We start from the raw sequence: 18,731 nt of genomic DNA, 5'->3' as shown, positions 1-18,731 counted from the left end.
CCGAGGCGGGTGAGGCCGAGTCTCATGCGGATGCTGCTTTCTGCGGGTGCCACGAGGGGGTCGTCGTGTCGCCGACCCACGCGTGGGGCGGAAGGCCTACAGCGCCGACGTCGGCGAGGAAGAGGGCGCCGGACTGGTCGCTCCAGGTGCCAAGGCCCTCTTGAGCCGTGGTGATCGCGAGGACGTCGAGATCGGGGCCGACGAACCCGGGGCACGAGACCTGCACCGCGTCGACCGTGACGATGTCGAGGAGCTCGCCGGTCGGAGCATGACGACGAACGCATCCGCCGCCCCATTGCGCGATCCACAGCGTGCCGTCGGCGCTGACGGTGAGCCCATCGGGGTGGTGGGGGAGGTCGTGCAGCAGGATCTCCCACGGCTCCGCTTCGTCGAATGCGCCGTCGGAGTACGCGTGCGCGGCGACCGTGTTGGCGAGCGTGTCGACGTGGTAGATCGTCCCGCCGTCGGGTGCGAATGCGACACCGTTCGAGAGGCGGATGCCGTTCCGCAGCGTCTCGACCGTCCCGTCCGCCGAGACCCGCAGCAGAACCTCGGTGCCCGTCTCTTCGCCCAGCGCCAGAGTGCCGACGACGAACCGGCCCTGCGGGTCGACGGTGCCGTCGTTGAAGCGCACATCCCGGCGCTCCCCGAGCAGGTCTGGGCCGAACGAGATCTCGCCCGTCGGTGAGACGGTGGCGAGGCCGCGCGCTGCGGCAAGCAGCAGCCCACCGTCGCTCGCGAGCGCGACCGCCCCGGCAGTCTGGCCGAGGTTGATCGAATTGATGATCTCGATCCGATCGCCCGTCAGGCGGCCCGCCAGGACGTCGCCCTTCCAGATGTCCACCCATCGCACCAGTTCGGCGGCCTCATCGAAGAGGACTCCTTCGGCGAGCTCGAACATCGGGGAGGTTGCGGGGGTGGAACGGAATGTCGTCACTGATCTTGCTCCCTCGTGCTCGATCGAGCGTGACATGATTCTGATGGTTTTCAAACCATTCAGCCTGTGGAAATGAGGTTCGACGGTGAATCAGCTTCGAAGCGGGGAATGGTACGAAGGCGGCGACCGGAACGCCTACATCCACCGGGCGTGGATGCGACGCGGCCTTCCCGAGGACGCGCTGGACGGCAGCAAGCCTCAGATCGCGATCGCGAACACAGCATCCGATCTGACACCGTGCAACATGCACCTCAACGAGGTGGCCGACAGCGTCAAGCACGGCGTGTGGGCTGCCGGGGGAGTTCCCTACAACCTTCCCGTCGTCTCCCTCGGTGAGACGCAGGTCAAGCCGACCGCAATGCTCTGGCGCAACATGGCCGCCATGGCCATGGAGGAGATGTTCCGCGCGAACCCGATCGACGGACTCGTGCTCCTCGGCGGCTGCGACAAGACCATCCCGGCGCTGCTCATGGCAGCGGCATCCGTCGACATCCCCGCCGTGGTCGTGCCCGGCGGGCCGATGCTGACAGGCCACTTCCGCGGAGAGGCGCTCGGCTGCGGCACGGATGTCTGGCGGCTGAGCGAGGAGGCACGCGCGGGCACGATCTCGAAGGCGCAGTTCCTGCAGTCCGAGCAGTCCATGATCCGCGGCAAGGGCCATTGCAACACGATGGGGACCGCCTCCACCATGGCGGTCGTCGCCGAAGCGCTCGGCATGACGATCCCGGGCTTCGCGGGGACCCCCGCCGCCGACGCCCGGCTGCTCTCGCTGTCGCACGACTCGGGCCGTCTCATCGTGGACATGGTCGCGGCGCAGCGTCGGCCCAGCGACGTCATGACGAAGGAGGCCTTCCTCAACGCGATCATCGCGGTCGCCGCGGTCGGGGGATCGACGAACTCGGTCGTGCATCTCCTCGCGATCGCCGGAAGGCTCGGGCTCGACCTGACGCTCGAGGACTTCGACGCCGCGGGCGCGGGAGTCCCGGTGATGGCGAACCTGCAGCCCAGCGGGATGTTCCTGATGGACGACCTCTACCGGGCCGGCGGACTGCTCGCGCTGCTCACCCAGGTGAAGGACCTCTTCCACCCCGCGCCCATCACGGTGACCGGCAAGCCGTTCGTGGACTCCCTCGGCGAGCACCCCGTCTACGACGACACCGTCATCCTCCCGCGCGAGGCGCCCCTGATGGAGGATGCCGGCATCGCCGTGCTGCGCGGCAATCTCGCTCCGCGCGGCGCCATCGTCAAGCCGTCCGCCGCCACCCCGGAGCTGCTCCAGCACGTCGGGCCCGCGGTCGTCTTCGACTCGATCGAGGACATGCGCGCCCGCATCGACGATCCCGACCTGGAGGTCACCGCCGACTCGGTGCTCGTGCTCCGCGGATGCGGTCCGCGGGGCTATCCGGGCATGCCCGAGGTCGGCAACATGCCGCTGCCGCGCAAGCTGCTCGAACAGGGCGTGCGCGACATGGTGCGCATCAGCGACGCCCGCATGAGCGGAACGGCATATGGCACCGTCATCCTCCACGTCGCGCCCGAGGCCGCGGCAGGCGGACCGCTCGCGTTCATCCGCACGGGCGACATCGTCACCGTCGACGTCGAGAACCGCGTCCTCAGCTTCGACGTCTCCGACGAGGAGCTGCGAGCGCGAACGCAGACCCCCGCGAGCGAAGCCGCCTACGCCGCACCGCAGCGCGGCTGGGCGAAGCTCTACGTCGACCACGTGATGCAGGCCGACACCGGTGCCGACCTGGACTTCCTGGTCGGTTCGAGCGGTGACAGGGTCAGCCGCGAATCGCACTGACACCGGCTCGCGTGATCGCCGGCGTCAGCGGCTGGGAACGCTCGGGCGGCGCCAACGCCTCATTGCGAGGGCCGACGTGGATGAACGAGCGATGCTTTCCTGGGAAATGCCCGTCGACATGTCTTGACATTGCGCGCCGAGAGGCGGAAGCTTCGACCCAAAGGGGTGGAGCCATGTTGACATGGCTGGATGCGGTGGCCTCGCGCAGAGGCACCGGGCGGAACAGCACGATTCTGGGGAGAAAGATGCTGAAGCCCTCGACGCCTTCACGCCGCACCGATTCACCTTCGCGATGACGGCCCTCTGAGCCGGTCGCACGGGTTCGCGCTGGTCCTGGGCAGGGTCAGCGCGAACTCCGTCAATGGCGGCCGCATCGCCGGGCGTGCGGCGGGCGTCGACGAGTGAGCGGATGCCGCGCGCTCGACCGGGCTCCCGGGTGACGTGGCCGCCCGGGCGCACTACGTTCGGTGCTGACGAGCATGCACGCTTGGTCGAAAGGCGATCCGATGTCGACGACACTCCCCTCGCAGCAGGGCACCGCACCTGGCGGTGATCGACCGCGCGCCACGGTTCGGCGGCGGGTCTGGCTGACGGTGCTCGTGGTTGCCATCGTCGGCGCCGTGATCGGCGGCTCGGTCGTGTTCGCCTGGATGGTCGACGAGACTCACTTCGACCGTCCGAGTCAGGAGTTCGACCAGTTCGCGGCCGAGGTCGAGAGCCTTCCCGGCGTACAGAGCGTCGAGAAGGAGCGATGGGTCGAAGCACCGACCTTCTCGAACCCGACGTCCTGGATGTTCGTGACGGTTGACAGAAGCGGCCTGCCGGCAGTGTTCGATGCCGCGTGTGCGACCGACTACCCCGACCCGGTCTCGTGGTCGTTTCGCGTGCAGACTCCGGCATCCGCTGAGGTGATGCTGCACGCGACGTCGGCGGTTCCGGATGCCGTCAGCGGCGACGGTCGATGCCCAGACTTCGGATTCGACGCGGCGCCCCTCGTGGATGAACTCGACCGTGTCGCGCCGGGCCTCACGATCCAGCCGATCATGTGGGACGTGGACAAGCTCGCGCTGGTCGCGATCGAGGACGAGCTGCCGAACGGTTTCACCCATCTCCTCCCGCTCGTCGAGCATGCGGACAGGCTGGTCGCAGCGGCCGGAGTCGATCCGAACGAGGAGGTCGAGATCAACTCCGCCAACCTCGGGCTCGTGTTCGAGCCCCGTGAGCGCGGCGCCTACCTCGCGCTCCTGGCCGAGCTGGCCGAGGATCTCGGCGTCACCAGCTTCTACGCCGATGGCGGGGGAGCGATGGCTGACGGGAAGGCGATTGTGCAGGTCGTCGCGCCGCCGTCGCAGCACGCGGCCATCGAGGACGCGATTCAGTCGTCGGGGCTGGCCGTCGCGGACTACCCGATCCGGTTCCTCGAGCAGTGACGACTCAGCGGGAGCTGGGTGCCACCGTGAGGCGCATCACGGTCTTGCTCTTTCCGATGTGACGCTCGAACGTGAAGCCGGCCTTCTCGAACATGGCCCGCGTGCCGTTGTGGAGGAAGGAAGACGACGTCTTCTTTCCCGGGACGAGTTCATTCGGGAACGAGACGACCTCGCCGCCACCGGCCTGAGCAATCAGGTCGAGTGCGCCGTCCAGCGCTTCGCGGGCCACTCCGGAGCGACGGTGGTCGCGGTCGACGAAGAAGCACGTGATTCGCCAGGGCGCCGGGTGGGATTCGCCGGCGTCGTACTGCTTGCGGTGGTAGATGCCCGGCAGTTCCGCCGGGCTCCCGTACTCGCACCACGCGATCGCGTCGTCGCCGTCGAAGACGAGCGCGGCATGCGCGACGCCTTCATCGACGAGCCGCCGTTTGAACGTCGCTCGGTTGTACTCGTCCTTGACGGTGTGCTCGGTGTCTCCGTGGAAGTACGAGCAGTAGCATCCGCCCCAGACGCCGTTGTGCTTCTCGGCGAGCGCCAGCCACGCAGGGAAGGTCTCAGGCGTGAGAGGCCGCACAACGTGCTCGTGCGGTGCGGCCGCATCGGCGACGACGGTCTCGACAGACATGGCGGGCTCCTCACATCGGTGCCGCCAGTCTGCCGACCCCGCCCGACATTTTGGAAGGCGTCAGCCACCGGGGGGATGCTGCTGGTGCTCCGTGCGTTGTCGCTCGTGGCGCTGTCATGGGGCGTTGTCGTCGCTCGCCGGGGCCGCGGGCTCGGTGGACTGCTCGATGAGCGCGTCGGAGAGCACGGACGCGACGAACCCGAGCCACGCATCGCTGGGGTTCGCCTTGCCGGACTCGACGCGGGACAGGTAGGACTCCGAGACCTTCGCGCGACGCGCGACCTCTCTCGCGCTCAGGCCCGTACGCTCTCGCAGCGTGCGGAGGACTGTCCCTGACATCTGGCTCATGTTGGGAAAGAGGCTATGGCTTTTTCCGCCTCCGAGACAACGACTGTGGGAAGTTGTGGAGAACTCTTTCCTCCATATGTGACCGAAAGGGAAAGAGTGCTACGGTTGCGGCCATGTCGGTCACTGACGAGCGGAAAGACCTGCCCCTGACGCGATACGCCATCGAGAGGGCGTCGCATCAGGATCGGCTGTCCTACGCCGTCGTCCTCTCGGAGCTCATCGCTCGCAGCGACCTCCAGCAGAAGGAGCTCGCGGAGGCGTCGGGAGTGACCGCCCGCACCATCCGGAACATCGTCCAGGGCAAGAACGTGCCGCAGGTCGACAAGATCCTCGCCCTCATGCGGGCACTGGGGGTCGACATCGACGAGGGCGACGACCTGGACGTCCGCCCGTACACGAAGATGCTCGCGCCCGTCATCCGGCGCATCGATCCCGACCATCGGGCTGCCGCCGTCTCCGACGCGATCGGCATCCTGTCCGATGCCGCCGTCGCCCACCCCGACCGCACGCGTGTCGCGCAGGTCACCGACATCTCCCGCCGCGATGTCGGCGGCCCGGGTGAAGATCTCCAGACCGTGCCGCTCGACGGCGCGAAGCTGGCGGCATCCACAGACAACACCGCCGTGGATCCCGCCCGAGGCGAGAACTAGGTGACGGCGAGGAGACCACGCACATGTACGGGGTGAGCCAGTTCGAGGACGGCCCTTCCGTGCGCGACTACGACCCCTGGGAGCACGCCGCGATGCTCGGCCTTCCCATCGTGTTCCGCCACGACCTGCCCGATGCCGCCATGGTCGCCTGCTACTCCGAGGAGCACGGCGCCGTCTTCGTCCGCCCCGATCTCCACGGCGCCGTCGAGCGGTGCGCGATCGCTCACGAGATCGTCCACTTCGAGCACGGCGATGTCGGCAGCTCGCCGGCACAGGAGGAGCGCGCCGACCGCATCGCCGCACGGCGGCTCATCCGGCCACGCCGCCTCGACGAGCTCGCCGGCGTCACCGAGGATCCCGCGGTGGTCGCCCTCGAGCTCCACGTGACCGAGAAGGTCATGCGGACCCATCTGCGGATGCTGCGTCATGCCACGGTAGAGCGCCGTGGCTGACTCTCCGGTGAACGCCTCCGTGGCCGACGACGCCTCCGACGAGACACCGCGAGAGGTCGATGCGCGGCGCGCGGTCGCGCTGGTCGTCGGCGTCGCCGCGACGGTCGCGTTCGTGGTGCTGCGCACGGTCGTGGCCCTCGGCGGGCACGAGCCGCTGCCCATCGACGTGTGGTGGAACGATCTCATGGTCGCCACGCGCTCCGATCCCCTGATCGTCGCGGCGTGGGTCCCTGCGATCGTCGGTGGCACGATCGGCATGATCGTGGTGGGCCTCGTCATCGTCGGGCTGTTCCTGTGGCGACGACGGCCGTGGGATGCCGCCACCGTCGCCATCGCTCTGGTCGTCGTGGTCGCGATCGGCGCTCCGATGGCGGCCGTCATCGCGAGACTGCGGCCCGAGGACTCGCTGGCCGAGCGGGTCGCGACGTCGTTCCCCTCAGGCCATACGGCCGTCGCGACGACCCTCGCCGTCACGCTCGGACTGCTGCTGCGCCGCTGGTACGTGTGGACGCTCGGCGCGCTCTGGATCGTCGTGATGATGTGGAGCAGGTGCTACCTACACGCGCACTGGCTGAGCGACGTCGTCGCCGGGATGCTGGAGGGCATCGCCGTCGCCACGCTCGTCTGGGCCGCGATCGAGGCGTTCCGCGATCGACGGGCAGTCGCCGCGGAAGGCGCGTCCTGAGTCCGACGCGCGTTCTCCCGCAAAATCAAGCCCTCACCTCACCGACGCGCGCCTCGATACTCTTCGCAGATGACCCACGCGAAATCCGCCGCACGTGCCGTGCAGGACTCCACCACCTTCCGCACGATCGCCCGTATCGGCTACGTGGTCCTCGGCATCGTCCACATCGTCATCGGCGTGCTCGCCATCTCGATCACCGGCGGGGGTGGCCAGAACGCCGACCAGGGCGGCGCGATGGAGCAGATCCGCCAGGCGCCCCTCGGCGCGCTCCTGCTCTGGGTGATCGCCCTCGGGCTGGCGGCGCTGGCCGTATGGCAGATCACCGAAGCGGTCGTCGAGCGAGACCCCGACTCGAAGAAGAAGTGGGGCCACCGCGTCAAATTCATCGGCACGGCCGTCGCCTACATCGCGATCGCGATCACGGCGGTCGTCTACGCACTGGGCGGTCAGTCCGACTCGTCGTCCTCAAGCACGTCGTTCAGTGCGCAGCTGATGGCGACGCCCGGGGGAGTGGCGCTGCTCGTCGGAGTCGGGCTCGTCGTGCTCGCGATCGGCATCGCGTTCATCGTGCGCGGATTCACGCGCGCGTTCGAGAAGCATCTCGACCTGCCTGCGGGGGCCGCGCGCAAGGGCATCGTCGCGTTCGGCGTGGTCGGCTACGTCGCGAAGGGCATCGCCGTGGGCGTCACAGGCGTGCTGTTCGTCGTGGCCGCGCTCACGCACGATGCCGAGACGGCCGGCGGACTCGACGCGGCGCTGCACTCGCTGGCAGCGCTCCCCTTCGGGCCGCTGATCCTGTGGATCGTCGGCGGCGGGCTCATCGTCTACGGGGTGTTCTGCTTCGCCCGGGCCCGTTACGCCCGCATGTGAGGCAGCTCACGCGACGGATGCCGCGGTCGAGGCATCCGTCGCCGCTCGCTCACTCGGCGAGCCGCGGGGTGCGCGGCGGCACCGATCGGCGGGTGCCCGTCGCTTCGAAGGCCGCCGCGAGCGCCAGCAGACGCGTGTCGTCGTAGGCCCGCCCGACGAAGGTGAGTCCGGCGGGCATTCCGATGTCCGCCATGAGCCCCATCGGAACGGTCACGGACGGGATGCCGAGGTGGCGCATCGCGAGGTTGCCGTTGGCGATCCAGACGCCGTTGCGCCAGCCGAGGTCGGCGGAGTCGGGATTCACGTCCATGTCGGCTGGTCCGACGTCCGCGACGGCGGGGAACACGACCGCGTCGAGTCCGAGACCGTCCATCCATTCCTCGAGGTCGATGCGGCGGGTGCGCTCGAGCCCGTGAAGGCCGTCCTCGAGCTCGGGGATCTCGGCCATGCTCGACACCGGATGCTGTCGCACGTGCTTCGGATACTCGGCGATGTCGTCGTCGAACCCGGTGTACCGGTCGGGGAGCGCCCCTTCGGGGTGCGGGAAGATGCGCGCGCCGTCGACATCCGCCAGCGTCGAGAGCGCGGGATCGCCGTTGGCGTCGAGGAAGTCGTCCCAGGCCCAGGCCGAGAGGTCGACGATCTCGCGATGCAGGAACTCGGGCGTGACGAAGCCGCGTGAGGCGATCGTCGGGGTGCCGGGCCGGTCGCCCTCGTAGTTCGAGACCACGGGGAAGTCGACCTCGACGACGGTCGCGCCGCGCGCCTCGAGGTCGCGGCGTGCCGCCTCCCACAGCGCGATCACCGACGGGCGGGTCTCGATGCGCTGCCCCGTCGGGCCGCCGATGCCGGGCTGCGCAGCCGTGCCGGCGAGAGGGTCGGCGTTGATGTACATGCGAGGCACGCCGATCCGTCGGCCGTGGAGGACCGCGCCAGGATCGGTGGCGACGAGCTCCCGGTAGGAGGCGGGGCGAACGGCAGAGCTCGCCGGAAGGGCGATCCAGGGCTGCGCGCGCCAGAAGTCGCCGCGCGTCTCGGGGTCGTCGGCCACGACGACGTCGAGCACCTCGAGCAGGTCTGCCATCGTGCGGGTGTGCGGCACGACGACGTCCATCGTCGGAACGAGCGGCCAGTTACCCCTCACCGAGATCACGCCGCGCGACGGGGTATAGGCGCACAGGCCGTTGTTCGAGGCGGGCCCGCGTCCGCTCGACCAGGTCTCCTCGCCGAGCCCGAAGGCGGCGAAGCTCGCCGCGGTCGCGGTGCCCGACCCGTTCGACGAGCCCGATGCGAAGGGGGCCGTGAGCCAGTCGGCGTTGTAGGGACTCTCGGCGCGCCCGTAGAGCCCCCGCTGCATGCCGCCGTTGGCCATGGGCGGCATGTTCGTCAGGCCGAGGCAGATAGCACCCGCCGCGCGCAGTCGCTCGATCGTGAAGGCGTCGCGCTGCGCGACCAGATCGGCGAACGCGGGGCTTCCGGCCGCGGCGGTCAGCCCGCGCACGAGGTAGCTGTCCTTCGCCGTGTACGGGATTCCGTCGAGCGGTCCGAGCGTCTCGCCTGCGCCGCGGCGGGCATCGGACGCCTCCGCCTCGGCGATGGCGTCATGGTTGGCGACGACGACGGCGTTCAGCGCCGTCGCCGTCTCAGGACCGTCGAACGCCGCGATGCGGGCGAGGTAGGCCCGGACGAGTTCGACCGCCGTGGTCTCGCCGGATTCCAGCGCCGCGCGGAGCTCGGCGATCCCGGCTTCGACGACATCGATCACGACGCCACCGTCGGCTGCTGCTGCGTGATGCAGTGGATGCCGCCGCCACGCGCGAAGATCGGACGCGCGTCGACGGTCACGACACGGCGCCCCGGGTAGGCCTCCGACAGGATGCTGCGTGCTGCGGCATCTGCTTCCTCCTCGCCGAAGCCGCAGGCGATGACGCCCTCGTTCACCACGAGGTGGTTGATGTAGCTCCAGTCGACGAAGCCCTCGTGGTCGCGGAGAGTGGCCGGCGCCGGGACGTCGATGATCTCGAACGCGCGCCCGGCGGCATCGACCTCGTTCTCGAGCAGCGCGCGCAGCTCGCGCGTGACCTCGTGGTCGGGGTGTGCGGCGTCGGGCTGGTGGTGCAGCAGCAGGCGGCCGGGGGAGGCGATGGTCGCCACGATGTCGACGTGCCCGTTGGTGCCGAAGTCGTCGTAGTCGCGCGTGAGGCCGCGGGGCAGCCAGATCGCCTTGGTCGTGCCGATCGTGCGAGCGAGTTCGGCTTCGACGCGGGCACGGTCGGCGTAGGGGTTGCGCCGCGGGTCGAGCTGCACGGTATCGGTGACGAGCACGGTCCCCTCGCCGTCGACATGGATGCCGCCGCCTTCGTTGACGAGCACCGAGCTGATGAGCTCGGCGCCGACCTCTGCGGACACGAACCGACCGATGTCGGCCGACAGACGCCATTCGGCCCACTCGGGTGCACCCCAGCCGTTGAAGATCCAGTCGACGGCTCCGAGCACTCCGGGGCGCTCGTCGTCGAGCACGAACGTCGGACCGAAGTCGCGCATCCAGAACTCGTCGAGGGGCGCTTCGACGATCTCGACGTCGCCGGACAGCATGCGGCGGGCGCGATCGATCTCACTGGGATCGACGACCATCGTCACAGGCTCGAACTCGGCGATCGCGTGCGCGGTCGCCGTCCACGCCGCGTAGCACTCCTCCTGCTCAGCGGTCTCGTCGCCGAGGGTCTGGCCCGCACGGGGGAAGGCCATCCAGGTGCGGTCGTGCGGCGCTGTCTCCGAGGGCATCCGCCAGGCCATGAGCTGTCCTCCCGTGTTTGTTGATCACTTGATCAATTCGAGATCACGGTACAGAATCGACCGTGATGCCGTCAACAGTCACCCGCAGATCCGCCGCCGAGCGCACGGCGCAGATCTCGTCCGCCGCACAGTCCCTCGCGCGCGAGGCGGGCCTCAGCGCCGTCACTCTGCGAGCCGTCGCGACCGAAGTCGGGGTCGCCCCCGCGCTGGTCGCGCACTACGCGCCGAGCATGGACACGCTGGTGGGCGACACCTTCGCGGCGATCGTGGGGGATGAGCTGAGCGAGGTCGAGGAGCTGGCTCGCAGCCGGTCGACCGCCTCCGACGCGCTCGCCGCCGTGCTTGCGAGCCTGCTGGACGAGGGCCGTGCCGAGGTCACGCTCATCTGGGTGCAGAGCTGGTCGCTGGGCGGGCGCAACGAAACACTCGCCGCCCGTGTGCGCGAGCAGATGGACGCCTGGCGCACGTTCCTCGCCGGCGTCATCGACGTGGGCCGCGGCGCGGGCGAGTTCCGATGCGACGATCCACTTGCGATCGCCGGCCAGATCCTCGGCATGGTCGACGGGCTCAACGCGCACTCGCTCGTGGCTTGGCAGGACGCCTCCGAGCGCACCCGACTGCTCCTGCGCTCGGTCGAGGCCATGCTCGACCTCGAGCCCGACGTGCTCGTCGGGCGGCTGCCCGTCTGACCGGGCGGTCCCGGTCTACGGTGGAATCCGGCCACCACCCGAGCTCCAGGAGGAGACGTATGTCCCAGACCCTCGTCATCGTCGACATTCAGCGGGACTACTTTCCCGGCGGTGCCTACCCACTCGTCGGCGCGGATGCGGCGGCGGAGCGGGCCGCGACGCTGCTCGCCCACCAGCGCGACACCGGCGGACGCGTGATCCACGTCCAGCACGAGAGCCGCGAACCCGGCGCCGACATGCTCGTCCCCGGCACGCCCGGCGGCGAGATCGATCCGCGTGTCGCTCCCCGCGCGGGGGAGACCCTGGTGCGCAAGACCTTTCCGAACGCGTTCCTCGAGACGGGGCTGCACGAGCTGCTCGGCGGGGCCGCAGCATCCGATCTCCTCGTCATCGGAATGATGAGCAGCATGTGCGTCGACGCGACCGTGCGCGCCGCCGTCGACCTCGGCTACGACGTGACGGTCGCCGCCGATGCCTGCGCCGCGCCCGACCTGGAGTACGCGGGCACGCGGGTCGGCGGGGCAGACGTGCACGCGGCGTTCATGGCCGCGCTCGCCTCCGCCTACGCACGCGTCGAGACGGTCGCCGACCTCGTGAGCTGACGCCGTTCCCCGCGAGCGGCGCTCGAGGACGCCGTCGTCGACCCACCGGGGTCACCGTGCAGTTCGTCCTGGCCAAGGTCGTGCAGCACGGCCCGTCGGGGTGAACTCAGCGGGGGGTTCTCGCTCGGCTCACGCGACCTGCGGCCGATGCCCGCGCGTGTTGAACGGCGGGAGATGCGGGATCTCGTCCGGGCGACGGGAGCGCTGATCGGCACTACGGTGCCGGCGGATGTCGTCGAGCACCTCGCCCGCTGACAGGTAGACCGAGGGGAGCGAGATCCCCTGCAGCCAGACGACCTCGACCAGATCGTCCTCGGTCTCGGTCAGATGCGCGAGGATGCAGCGAGAGTCGTCGAGCGGGTACGAGAGGTCCCGGACGATCAGCTCCTGGGGCGCGACACGGCGCAGCTCCAGCGGTCCGCTGTTCATGGGTTCCATCGGTGCCTCCTCGAACGACTCCTCCAGCATGCGTGGGGGTCCGCCGTGGGCCAATGCCCTTGACGGCGCCCGCGTCGGGAGTTAGTCGTCGCAATCTGTCCAGCCAGGGCGCTTCGCGTCTCACCGCGTGCCGTCAAGCCCCTTTCGTCCGGGCACCGCCGATTCCTACCGTCGAAGGAGACCGGAAGGAGACGCCAGATGACCGACACCCAGATCGACCCGCGCGACAAGCACCCGGAGGGCGGGTTCCCCGCCCAGGAGCAGGAGCAGCCGGGCCTGACCGACCAGACGAGACCCGAGCCGGACCACGGCGAGGAGTCGTACGTCGGCGCCGGGCGGCTCGCCGGCCGCCGTGCGCTCATCACCGGCGGCGATTCCGGCATCGGCCGCGCGGTCGCCATCGCGTTCGCGCGGGAGGGCGCCCACGTCGCGATCGCGCACATGCCCGAGGAGCAGGCGGACGCCGACGACACGATCGAGACAGTGACGGATGCCGGCACCACCGGAGTGTCGTTCGCCGGCGACCTGCGCGACGAGGGGTTCGCCACGTCGATCGTCGACAAGACGGTGGAAGCGCTCGGCGGCCTCGACATCGTCGTGCTCAACGCCGCGTACCAGAAGGACCGGGAGTCGCTCGTGACGCTCGAGACCGAGGAATTCGACCGGGTCTTCAAGACCAACCTCTACGGCCTGCTGTACACCGCGCGCCAAGCGGTGCCCCATCTTCAGCCGGGAAGCTCGATCATCGTGACGTCGTCGGTGCAGGCCTTCAATCCGTCCCCGGGTCTCATCGACTACGCCATGACGAAGGCGGCGCAGGTCGCATTCGTCAAGGCGCTCGCCGAGCAGCTCGGACCGAAGGGCGTGCGTGTGAACGCCGTCGCTCCGGGACCGATCTGGACCCCGCTCATCCCCGCCACGGGATGGGATGCCGAGCGCATCGCGACCTTCGGGACCGACACGCCCCTCGGCCGGCCGGGGCAGCCCGCGGAACTGGCGGGCGCCTACGTGTACCTCGCGTCCGAGGCCGCGTCGTACGTGTCGGGTGCGGTGCTCCCGGTGACGGGAGAGGATCGTGCCGGAAGCCGGCACGATCCTCGCCAGCGGTGCACGCGGCCGGGATCACGGTGCTGATGATCGCGCTCGCGGGGTGCGGCATCCAGATCCCCGCCGATCCGGACGGCTCGCTCGAGCGCATCACGGGCGGTGAGCTCCGCGTGGGCGCGTCACCGAGCGGCGACCTCGTCGTCGTCGACGGCGATGAGGCGGAAGGCCCGTTGGCCGAGGTGATCGAGGGCTTCGCGGCAGAGCGGGGCGCGACGGTCGTGTGGACCATCGACAGCGAGGAGGACCTGGTCGACGACCTGGTGCGCGGCCGCCTCGACCTCGCCATCGGAGGGATGACCGCATCGACGCCGTGGACGACGCAGGTCTCGGCGACCCGTGGGTACCCGGGCATCCCCGGTTCGCACGGCGCCGATGTCGCGGTGCTGCTCCCCCTCGGCGAGAACGCCCTGCAGGCCGCGCTCGAGACCTATCTCGACGAGGAGGTGGCGCGGTGAAGTCGATGGGACGCACCGACCTGCCTCTCGAGCAGCAGGAGGCGCTGCGCAAGGCCGTGCGGTGGGAATGGTTCACGATCGGATACACGTGCGTCACGATCGCGCTGATCGCGCTGGTGGTGAGCGGTTCGCAGGCCATGAAGACCGCGTGGATCGAGGACATGCTGTCGCTCATCCCGCAGATCTCGTTCCTCCTCGCGCTCCTCGTGATCCGGCATCCGCCCACCCGGAAGTTCCCCTACGGTCTGCACCGTGCGATGGCCGCCGGTCATCTCGTGGCCGGCGTCGCGCTGCTCGTCGTCGGCGGCAACCTCGCCGTCGAGGCCGTTCTCGGACTCGTGCGTGCTGAGCATCCCGCGATCGGCACGGTACAGGTGTTCGGGCAGACGGTGTGGCTCGGCTGGTTCATGGTGGGGGTCATGGCGCTGGTGACGATCGGCCCGTTCATCTACGGTCCGGCCAAGGCCAAGCTCGCGCCCGTCCTGCACAACAAGGTCCTTTACACCGATGCGGACATGGCCAAGGCCGACTGGACGACCACGGTCGCCTCGATCGTGGGCGTGCTCGGGATCGGGATCGGCTGGTGGTGGCTCGACAGTGCAGCGGCACTGTTCATCTCGATCGGGATCGTGTGGGACGGCTACCGCAATTCGCGCTCGGCGGTGCTCGATCTGATCGACCAGCGGGCGCGCACCTACGACGACGAGGACCGGCATCCGCTGCACGGGCGCATCATCGCCGCGCTGGACGCTCAGCCGTGGGTCGAGGCGTCGGCGGTGCGCATCCGCGACATGGGCCAGGTCTTCCACATCGAGGCGTTCGTGGTGCCGCGCCGCGGGAAGGTGTCGATCGAGCACCTCGAGGCGGCCAGGCGAGCTCTCGCCGACATGGACTGGAAGATGCAGGACATCGTCGTCGTACCCGTCGCCGAGCTGCCCGCCGAGGCCTCGCTCGGCGACCGCGCCGAGGCGGAGGTGCAGACGACACCCGCGCCTAGGCCGAGACGAGTGACGTGAGGGTCTCGGGGGAGAGCGCGTGCTCGATCGCGAGCATGCTTGCTCCGAGAACGGCGGCGTTGGATGCTGCGGCGGACTGGACGATCGCGAGATGCTCGGTCGCGAGAGGGATCGAACGCGTGTAGACGACCTCGCGCACACCGGCGATCAGGTGCTCGCCGACGCGGGCCATCGAACCGCCGATCGCGATGACGGACGGGTTCACCAGGCTCACGCAGGTGGTGAGCACCTCGCCGATGTCGCGACCGGCCTGGCGCACCGCCTGGATCGCGTCGATGTTGCCGCGCTTGACGAGGTCGACGACGTCGTTGCCGTTCTCGGCGGCGACCCCCTGGGCGCGGAGCGCGCGGGCGATGGCCGGTCCGGAGGCGAGCGCCTCGAGGCAGCCCTGGTTTCCGCAGTGGCAGGGGACCCCGGCGCCGCGCGCGACGCGGACGTGGCCGATGTCTCCCGCGATGCCTTGCGCGCCGCGCTGAAGCGTGCCGCCTGAGATGACCCCCGCGCCGATGCCGGTGGCCACCTTCACGAACATGAGGTGCTCGACGCCGGGATAGGCGGCGGCGCGCTCGCCGAGAGCCATGATGTTCACGTCGTTGTCGACGAGCACGGGCACGTCGAGATGCTGCTGCACCCAGCCGGGCACGTCGAAGCGGTCCCATCCGGGCATGATCGGCGGGTTCACGGGCTGCCCGGTCGAGTGCTCGACGGGGCCGGGGATGCCCATGCCGATCGCGGCCAGGTCGCTCGTGGAGCGCCCGATCTGCTCGAGCAGCGCGACCGCGTGCTCGACGACCCACGTCAGCACGGGCTCCGGGCCGAGCGTGACGTCGAGCGGCTCGCTGTGCTGCACCACGATGCTGCCGGCGAGATCGGTCACGGCGAGGGTCGCGTGCGAGGCGCCGATGTCGGCCGCGAGGACCAGCCGCGCACTCGGGTTGAGGGCGAACTGCGACGGCGGGCGTCCGCCGGTGGAGACCGTCTCGGCGATCGGCGTGATCAGCCCCATGCGCATGAGCTCGTCGACCCGGGCCGCGATCGTCGAGCGGGCGAGCCCCGTCGACTTCGCGAGCTCGGCGCGCGTGCGCGGCACACCGTCACGCAGAAGCTGGAAGAGCTGGTTCACTCCCGATACGTTCGTCGTCGTCTCGACGGCCATTTTCGCCACATTTCACTTTATCGACGCCTCGTGTGCGCCGAAGTCCCATGACTTCCGACGGGATGCCGCGTGCCCGGCGCCGACGATTGTTCAATAGTCGGCCGGCGCCGGGCCGCGGCATCCGATCAGGTAGCTCGTCCGGTCGGCCGGGCGAAGCGCTGCTGCAGCAGCACGGCGACCACGATGATGACGCCCTTCACGACCGCCTGGATCGACGAGTTCAGGTTGTTCTGCACGAAGACGTTGGTGAGTGTCGTGAAGATGAGCACGCCGAAGACGGTGCCCGTGATCGTTCCGCGACCGCCGACGAGCAGCGTGCCGCCGACGACGACGGCCGCGATGGCGTCGAGCTCGAGAAGGGTGCCGTGCGTCGAGGTGCCGGCGGTGGTGCGCCCGAGATACATCACGGCGGCGATGCCCGCGCACAGGCCCGAGATCGCGTACAGCCACATCGTGTGCCGGTTCACGTTGATGCCCGCGAGGCGCGCCGCTTCGCGGTTTCCGCCGATCGCGACCGTGCGACGGCCGAAGGTGGTGCGGTTGAGGATGATCCAGCCGATCACCGCGACGATGGCGAAGATCCAGATGAGCACGTCGACGCCGATGAAGTCGAGGTTCATGAACTCGATGAAGCCGCGATCCTTGACCTGCAGCGTGCGCCGCTCGGCGAGGACCTCGGCGAGCCCGCGTGCGGCGATCAGCATCGCCAGCGTCGCCATGAACGCGACGACCTTGCCGTAGGCGATCACGATGCCGTTGATCAGTCCGGCCGCGACGCCGACGAGGAGCGCCATCACGATCATGACGACCCAGTGGAGCTGATCGGCGAGGTCCTGGATCGCGGCGAGCGTCGCGACCACCGATGCGAGGCCGAGCACCGAGCCGACCGAGAGGTCGATGCCGCCGGCCGTGATCACGAGCGTCATGCCGATCGCGACGACGCCGAGGATCGAGGCCTGGCGCAGGATCGTCAGCGTGTTGCTCACACTCAAGAAGGTGTCCGGCGCGGTGACCGCGCCGACGATGACGAGAAGCAGCAGTGCGACCACGAGGCCGAGGTTGCGGCCGACCGAGCCGGACATGAATCGGCGGACGCCGGACCGCTGGGCCGTGTCCGTGGTGCCGGTGGGCGGCGGTGCCTCACTGGCGGTGGGGACGCCTGCGGTCCCGGGGTTCTGCTCGCTCACGCGGCGGTTCCTTTCATGACGAGATCGAGCACACCGTGCTCGTCGATCTGGGAGGCGGGAAGGGTTTCGAGAACTCGGCCGTCGGCGACGACGAGCACGGTGTCGGCGAGACCGAGCACCTCCTCGATCTCGCTCGAGACGACGACGAGGGCGTTGCCCGCGGCGGCGAGCTCACGGATGAGCGCGTAGATCTCGGCTCGGGCGCCGACGTCGACGCCGCGGGTGGGTTCGTCGAGCAGCAGCACGCGGGTGCCGTGGACCAGCCAGCGCGCCAGCAGGATCTTCTGCTGGTTGCCGCCCGACAGGGTGATGGTGGGACGGTCGGGGTCGGCGGGCCGCAGCTCGAGCGCCTCGATCTGCGTGCGCGCCGCCGCGCGGGCGCCGCGCTCGTCGAGGAACCCGGCCTTCGCGAATCGCTTCAGGGAGGCGAGGGTGACGTTGAAGTAGACGGGCTCGTCGAGGACGAGCCCCTGACTCTTGCGCTCCTCCGGCGACAGGCCGATACCCGCCCGCACCGCGTGGACCACCGATCCGCGTCGCAGCTTCTCGCCGGCGACGGTGACGGTACCGGCGGTGGCGCGCCGCGCGCCGTAGACCGTCTCGAGAATCTCCGACCGGCCGGATCCGACGAGGCCCGCGAGGCCGACGATCTCGCCGGCGCGCACGGTGAACGAGACATCCTCGAACACCCCGCTGACTCCGAGACCTTCGACCTCGAGCACCGTGATTGCGTCACTGGGGACGGGAACGGCGGGCGGGAAGACGTTCGCGATCTCGCGACCCGTCATGAGCCGGATCAGCTCGGCCGTAGGGGTGTCGGCGACGGGAAGTCCGACCGCGGTGGTGCGGCCGTCCTTGAGGACCGTGATGCGATCGCCGATCTGGCGGATCTCTTCGAGACGGTGCGTGATGTAGACGACGGCGATGCCTTCGGAGGTGAGCTCCTTCACGACGTGGAAGAGATTCTTCACCTCCTCGGTGTCCAGCACCGCGGAGGGCTCGTCCATGATGATGAGCTTGATGTCGTGCGAGAGGGCGCGCGCCATCGAAACGATCTGCTTGTTCGCCGCGCTAAGAGTGCCCACCTCGGTGTGGGGGGACAGGCTCGGATGTCCGAGTCGGCGCAGCAGCTCCTTGGTCTGCTTCGCGGCCTCTGAGCGCCGAGTGAAGCCGCCGCGCGCGATCTCATGGCCGAGGAAGATGTTCTCGGCGACCGTGAGACCGTCGACGACGTCGAGTTCCTGGTACATCGTCGCGATGCCGAGCTCGATCGCCGCTTCCGGATTGGGGATCACCACGGGTTCGCCGAGCCAGGAGATCTCGCCCTCGTCGGGCCGGTGGACGCCCGCGAGCGTCTTGATGAGCGTCGACTTGCCTGCGCCGTTCTGGCCGAGGATGCAGTGCACCTCGCCCGGAAGCACCTGAAGGTCGACGCCGCGGAGGGCTTTGACGCCCGCGAAGGCCTTCGTTATGCCTCGGACCTC

The 18,731-nt window shown here is 69.4% G+C and carries 20 protein-coding genes; 11 read left to right on the top strand and 9 right to left on the bottom strand.

What is annotated here, in order from left to right:
• Window positions 1-22: 22 nt before the first annotated feature.
• Window positions 23-973, bottom strand: a complete 951-nt coding sequence (locus ASD93_RS10000) for an SMP-30/gluconolactonase/LRE family protein (protein ID WP_082569273.1) — start codon at window positions 971-973, stop codon at window positions 23-25.
• A gap of 49 nt (window positions 974-1,022) precedes the next feature.
• Between ASD93_RS10000 and ASD93_RS09995 the strand changes: the two genes are divergently transcribed.
• Complete coding sequence (locus ASD93_RS09995) at window positions 1,023-2,741, top strand: IlvD/Edd family dehydratase (protein ID WP_056121843.1); 1,719 nt, start codon at window positions 1,023-1,025, stop codon at window positions 2,739-2,741.
• 506 nt (window positions 2,742-3,247) lie between these two features.
• Entirely contained in the window at window positions 3,248-4,171 is a 924-nt protein-coding gene (locus tag ASD93_RS09990) for a hypothetical protein (protein ID WP_056121842.1), read from the top strand.
• Between the two features lie 4 nt (window positions 4,172-4,175).
• On the opposite strand, the gene ASD93_RS09985 is transcribed toward ASD93_RS09990, so the two are convergent.
• Window positions 4,176-4,796: a GNAT family N-acetyltransferase gene (locus ASD93_RS09985; protein WP_056121840.1), complete on the bottom strand. Its 621-nt coding sequence runs from the start codon at window positions 4,794-4,796 to the stop codon at window positions 4,176-4,178.
• 114 nt (window positions 4,797-4,910) lie between these two features.
• A complete protein-coding gene (locus ASD93_RS09980; protein WP_056121838.1) occupies window positions 4,911-5,144 on the bottom strand; it encodes a helix-turn-helix domain-containing protein in 234 nt (77 codons plus the stop codon).
• A gap of 113 nt (window positions 5,145-5,257) precedes the next feature.
• On the opposite strand from ASD93_RS09980, the gene ASD93_RS09975 reads away from it, so the two are divergent.
• The 4 genes from ASD93_RS09975 to ASD93_RS09960 all read left to right on the top strand — a co-directional run bounded on the left by ASD93_RS09975 (window position 5,258) and on the right by ASD93_RS09960 (window position 7,801).
• Complete coding sequence (locus ASD93_RS09975; protein WP_056121836.1) at window positions 5,258-5,794, top strand: helix-turn-helix transcriptional regulator; 537 nt, start codon at window positions 5,258-5,260, stop codon at window positions 5,792-5,794.
• Window positions 5,795-5,817: 23 nt separating this feature from the next.
• The gene (locus ASD93_RS09970) at window positions 5,818-6,246 is read left to right on the top strand and encodes a hypothetical protein (protein ID WP_056121834.1); all 429 of its coding nucleotides are present in this window, start codon (window positions 5,818-5,820) and stop codon (window positions 6,244-6,246) included.
• The gene (locus ASD93_RS09965; RefSeq protein ID WP_056121832.1) at window positions 6,239-6,931 is read left to right on the top strand and encodes a phosphatase PAP2 family protein; all 693 of its coding nucleotides are present in this window, start codon (window positions 6,239-6,241) and stop codon (window positions 6,929-6,931) included. Before ASD93_RS09970 ends, ASD93_RS09965 begins: the two co-directional genes overlap by 8 nt.
• A gap of 69 nt (window positions 6,932-7,000) precedes the next feature.
• Complete coding sequence (locus ASD93_RS09960) at window positions 7,001-7,801, top strand: DUF1206 domain-containing protein (RefSeq protein WP_056121830.1); 801 nt, start codon at window positions 7,001-7,003, stop codon at window positions 7,799-7,801.
• 49 nt (window positions 7,802-7,850) lie between these two features.
• Here the strand turns inward: ASD93_RS09960 and ASD93_RS09955 are convergent, their stop codons facing one another.
• On the bottom strand, window positions 7,851-9,566 hold the full coding sequence (locus ASD93_RS09955) for an amidase (RefSeq protein ID WP_056121828.1): 1,716 nt from the start codon (window positions 9,564-9,566) through the stop codon (window positions 7,851-7,853).
• Window positions 9,563-10,597 carry an agmatine/peptidylarginine deiminase gene (locus ASD93_RS09950; protein ID WP_056121826.1) on the bottom strand — a complete coding sequence of 345 codons (1,035 nt, stop codon included), beginning with the start codon at window positions 10,595-10,597 and terminating at the stop codon, window positions 9,563-9,565. The genes ASD93_RS09955 and ASD93_RS09950 overlap by 4 nt, the downstream gene beginning before the upstream one ends.
• A gap of 65 nt (window positions 10,598-10,662) precedes the next feature.
• Between ASD93_RS09950 and ASD93_RS09945 the strand changes: the two genes are divergently transcribed.
• The gene (locus ASD93_RS09945) at window positions 10,663-11,286 is read left to right on the top strand and encodes a TetR/AcrR family transcriptional regulator (RefSeq protein WP_056121825.1); all 624 of its coding nucleotides are present in this window, start codon (window positions 10,663-10,665) and stop codon (window positions 11,284-11,286) included.
• 59 nt (window positions 11,287-11,345) lie between these two features.
• Window positions 11,346-11,888: a cysteine hydrolase family protein gene (locus ASD93_RS09940; RefSeq protein ID WP_056121823.1), complete on the top strand. Its 543-nt coding sequence runs from the start codon at window positions 11,346-11,348 to the stop codon at window positions 11,886-11,888.
• Window positions 11,889-12,017: 129 nt separating this feature from the next.
• On the opposite strand, the gene ASD93_RS09935 is transcribed toward ASD93_RS09940, so the two are convergent.
• Entirely contained in the window at window positions 12,018-12,326 is a 309-nt protein-coding gene (locus ASD93_RS09935) for a hypothetical protein (RefSeq protein WP_157536924.1), read from the bottom strand.
• Window positions 12,327-12,524: 198 nt separating this feature from the next.
• Between ASD93_RS09935 and ASD93_RS09930 the strand changes: the two genes are divergently transcribed.
• Genes ASD93_RS09930 through ASD93_RS09920 form a run of 3 tightly spaced genes read left to right on the top strand, consistent with a single transcriptional unit; the run spans window position 12,525 to window position 14,904 of the window.
• Window positions 12,525-13,460: an SDR family oxidoreductase gene (locus ASD93_RS09930; RefSeq protein ID WP_082569272.1), complete on the top strand. Its 936-nt coding sequence runs from the start codon at window positions 12,525-12,527 to the stop codon at window positions 13,458-13,460.
• Window positions 13,433-13,888: a hypothetical protein gene (locus ASD93_RS09925; protein ID WP_235566931.1), complete on the top strand. Its 456-nt coding sequence runs from the start codon at window positions 13,433-13,435 to the stop codon at window positions 13,886-13,888. Before ASD93_RS09930 ends, ASD93_RS09925 begins: the two co-directional genes overlap by 28 nt.
• Window positions 13,889-13,893: 5 nt before the next feature.
• On the top strand, window positions 13,894-14,904 hold the full coding sequence (locus tag ASD93_RS09920; RefSeq protein ID WP_056124333.1) for a cation diffusion facilitator family transporter: 1,011 nt from the start codon (window positions 13,894-13,896) through the stop codon (window positions 14,902-14,904).
• Here the strand turns inward: ASD93_RS09920 and ASD93_RS09915 are convergent.
• The 3 genes from ASD93_RS09915 to ASD93_RS09905 form a co-directional block, all read right to left on the bottom strand.
• Window positions 14,882-16,060, bottom strand: a complete 1,179-nt coding sequence (locus tag ASD93_RS09915; RefSeq protein WP_056121819.1) for an ROK family transcriptional regulator — start codon at window positions 16,058-16,060, stop codon at window positions 14,882-14,884. The genes ASD93_RS09920 and ASD93_RS09915 overlap by 23 nt on opposite strands.
• Window positions 16,061-16,185: 125 nt before the next feature.
• Window positions 16,186-17,247, bottom strand: coding sequence for an ABC transporter permease (locus ASD93_RS09910; RefSeq protein ID WP_056121817.1), 1,062 nt, complete (start codon window positions 17,245-17,247; stop codon window positions 16,186-16,188).
• A complete protein-coding gene (locus ASD93_RS09905) occupies window positions 17,244-18,719 on the bottom strand; it encodes a sugar ABC transporter ATP-binding protein (protein ID WP_056124331.1) in 1,476 nt (491 codons plus the stop codon). The genes ASD93_RS09910 and ASD93_RS09905 overlap by 4 nt, the downstream gene beginning before the upstream one ends.
• Window positions 18,720-18,731 lie beyond the last annotated feature (12 nt).

It is taken from the genome of Microbacterium sp. Root180, assembly GCF_001428485.1.
In the GTDB taxonomy this organism is placed as follows: Bacteria; Actinomycetota; Actinomycetes; order Actinomycetales; family Microbacteriaceae; genus Microbacterium.
This window is presented reverse-complemented; position numbering and strand designations above follow the sequence as displayed.

What these genes read in the sequence shown, in the direction of transcription:
- ASD93_RS09975 (WP_056121836.1), top strand. Translation starts at nt 5,258, where the DNA reads ATGTCGGTCACTGACGAGCGGAAAGACCTGCCCCTGACGCGATACGCC.
- ASD93_RS09915 (WP_056121819.1), bottom strand. Translation starts at nt 16,060, where the DNA reads ATGGCCGTCGAGACGACGACGAACGTATCGGGAGTGAACCAGCTCTTC.
- ASD93_RS09945 (WP_056121825.1), top strand. Translation starts at nt 10,663, where the DNA reads ATGCCGTCAACAGTCACCCGCAGATCCGCCGCCGAGCGCACGGCGCAG.
- ASD93_RS09950 (WP_056121826.1), bottom strand. Translation starts at nt 10,597, where the DNA reads ATGGCCTGGCGGATGCCCTCGGAGACAGCGCCGCACGACCGCACCTGG.
- ASD93_RS09980 (WP_056121838.1), bottom strand. Translation starts at nt 5,144, where the DNA reads ATGAGCCAGATGTCAGGGACAGTCCTCCGCACGCTGCGAGAGCGTACG.
- ASD93_RS09960 (WP_056121830.1), top strand. Translation starts at nt 7,001, where the DNA reads ATGACCCACGCGAAATCCGCCGCACGTGCCGTGCAGGACTCCACCACC.
- ASD93_RS09940 (WP_056121823.1), top strand. Translation starts at nt 11,346, where the DNA reads ATGTCCCAGACCCTCGTCATCGTCGACATTCAGCGGGACTACTTTCCC.
- ASD93_RS09990 (WP_056121842.1), top strand. Translation starts at nt 3,248, where the DNA reads ATGTCGACGACACTCCCCTCGCAGCAGGGCACCGCACCTGGCGGTGAT.
- ASD93_RS09970 (WP_056121834.1), top strand. Translation starts at nt 5,818, where the DNA reads ATGTACGGGGTGAGCCAGTTCGAGGACGGCCCTTCCGTGCGCGACTAC.
- ASD93_RS09920 (WP_056124333.1), top strand. Translation starts at nt 13,894, where the DNA reads ATGGGACGCACCGACCTGCCTCTCGAGCAGCAGGAGGCGCTGCGCAAG.
- ASD93_RS10000 (WP_082569273.1), bottom strand. Translation starts at nt 973, where the DNA reads ATGTCACGCTCGATCGAGCACGAGGGAGCAAGATCAGTGACGACATTC.
- ASD93_RS09935 (WP_157536924.1), bottom strand. Translation starts at nt 12,326, where the DNA reads ATGGAACCCATGAACAGCGGACCGCTGGAGCTGCGCCGTGTCGCGCCC.
- ASD93_RS09985 (WP_056121840.1), bottom strand. Translation starts at nt 4,796, where the DNA reads ATGTCTGTCGAGACCGTCGTCGCCGATGCGGCCGCACCGCACGAGCAC.
- ASD93_RS09930 (WP_082569272.1), top strand. Translation starts at nt 12,525, where the DNA reads ATGACCGACACCCAGATCGACCCGCGCGACAAGCACCCGGAGGGCGGG.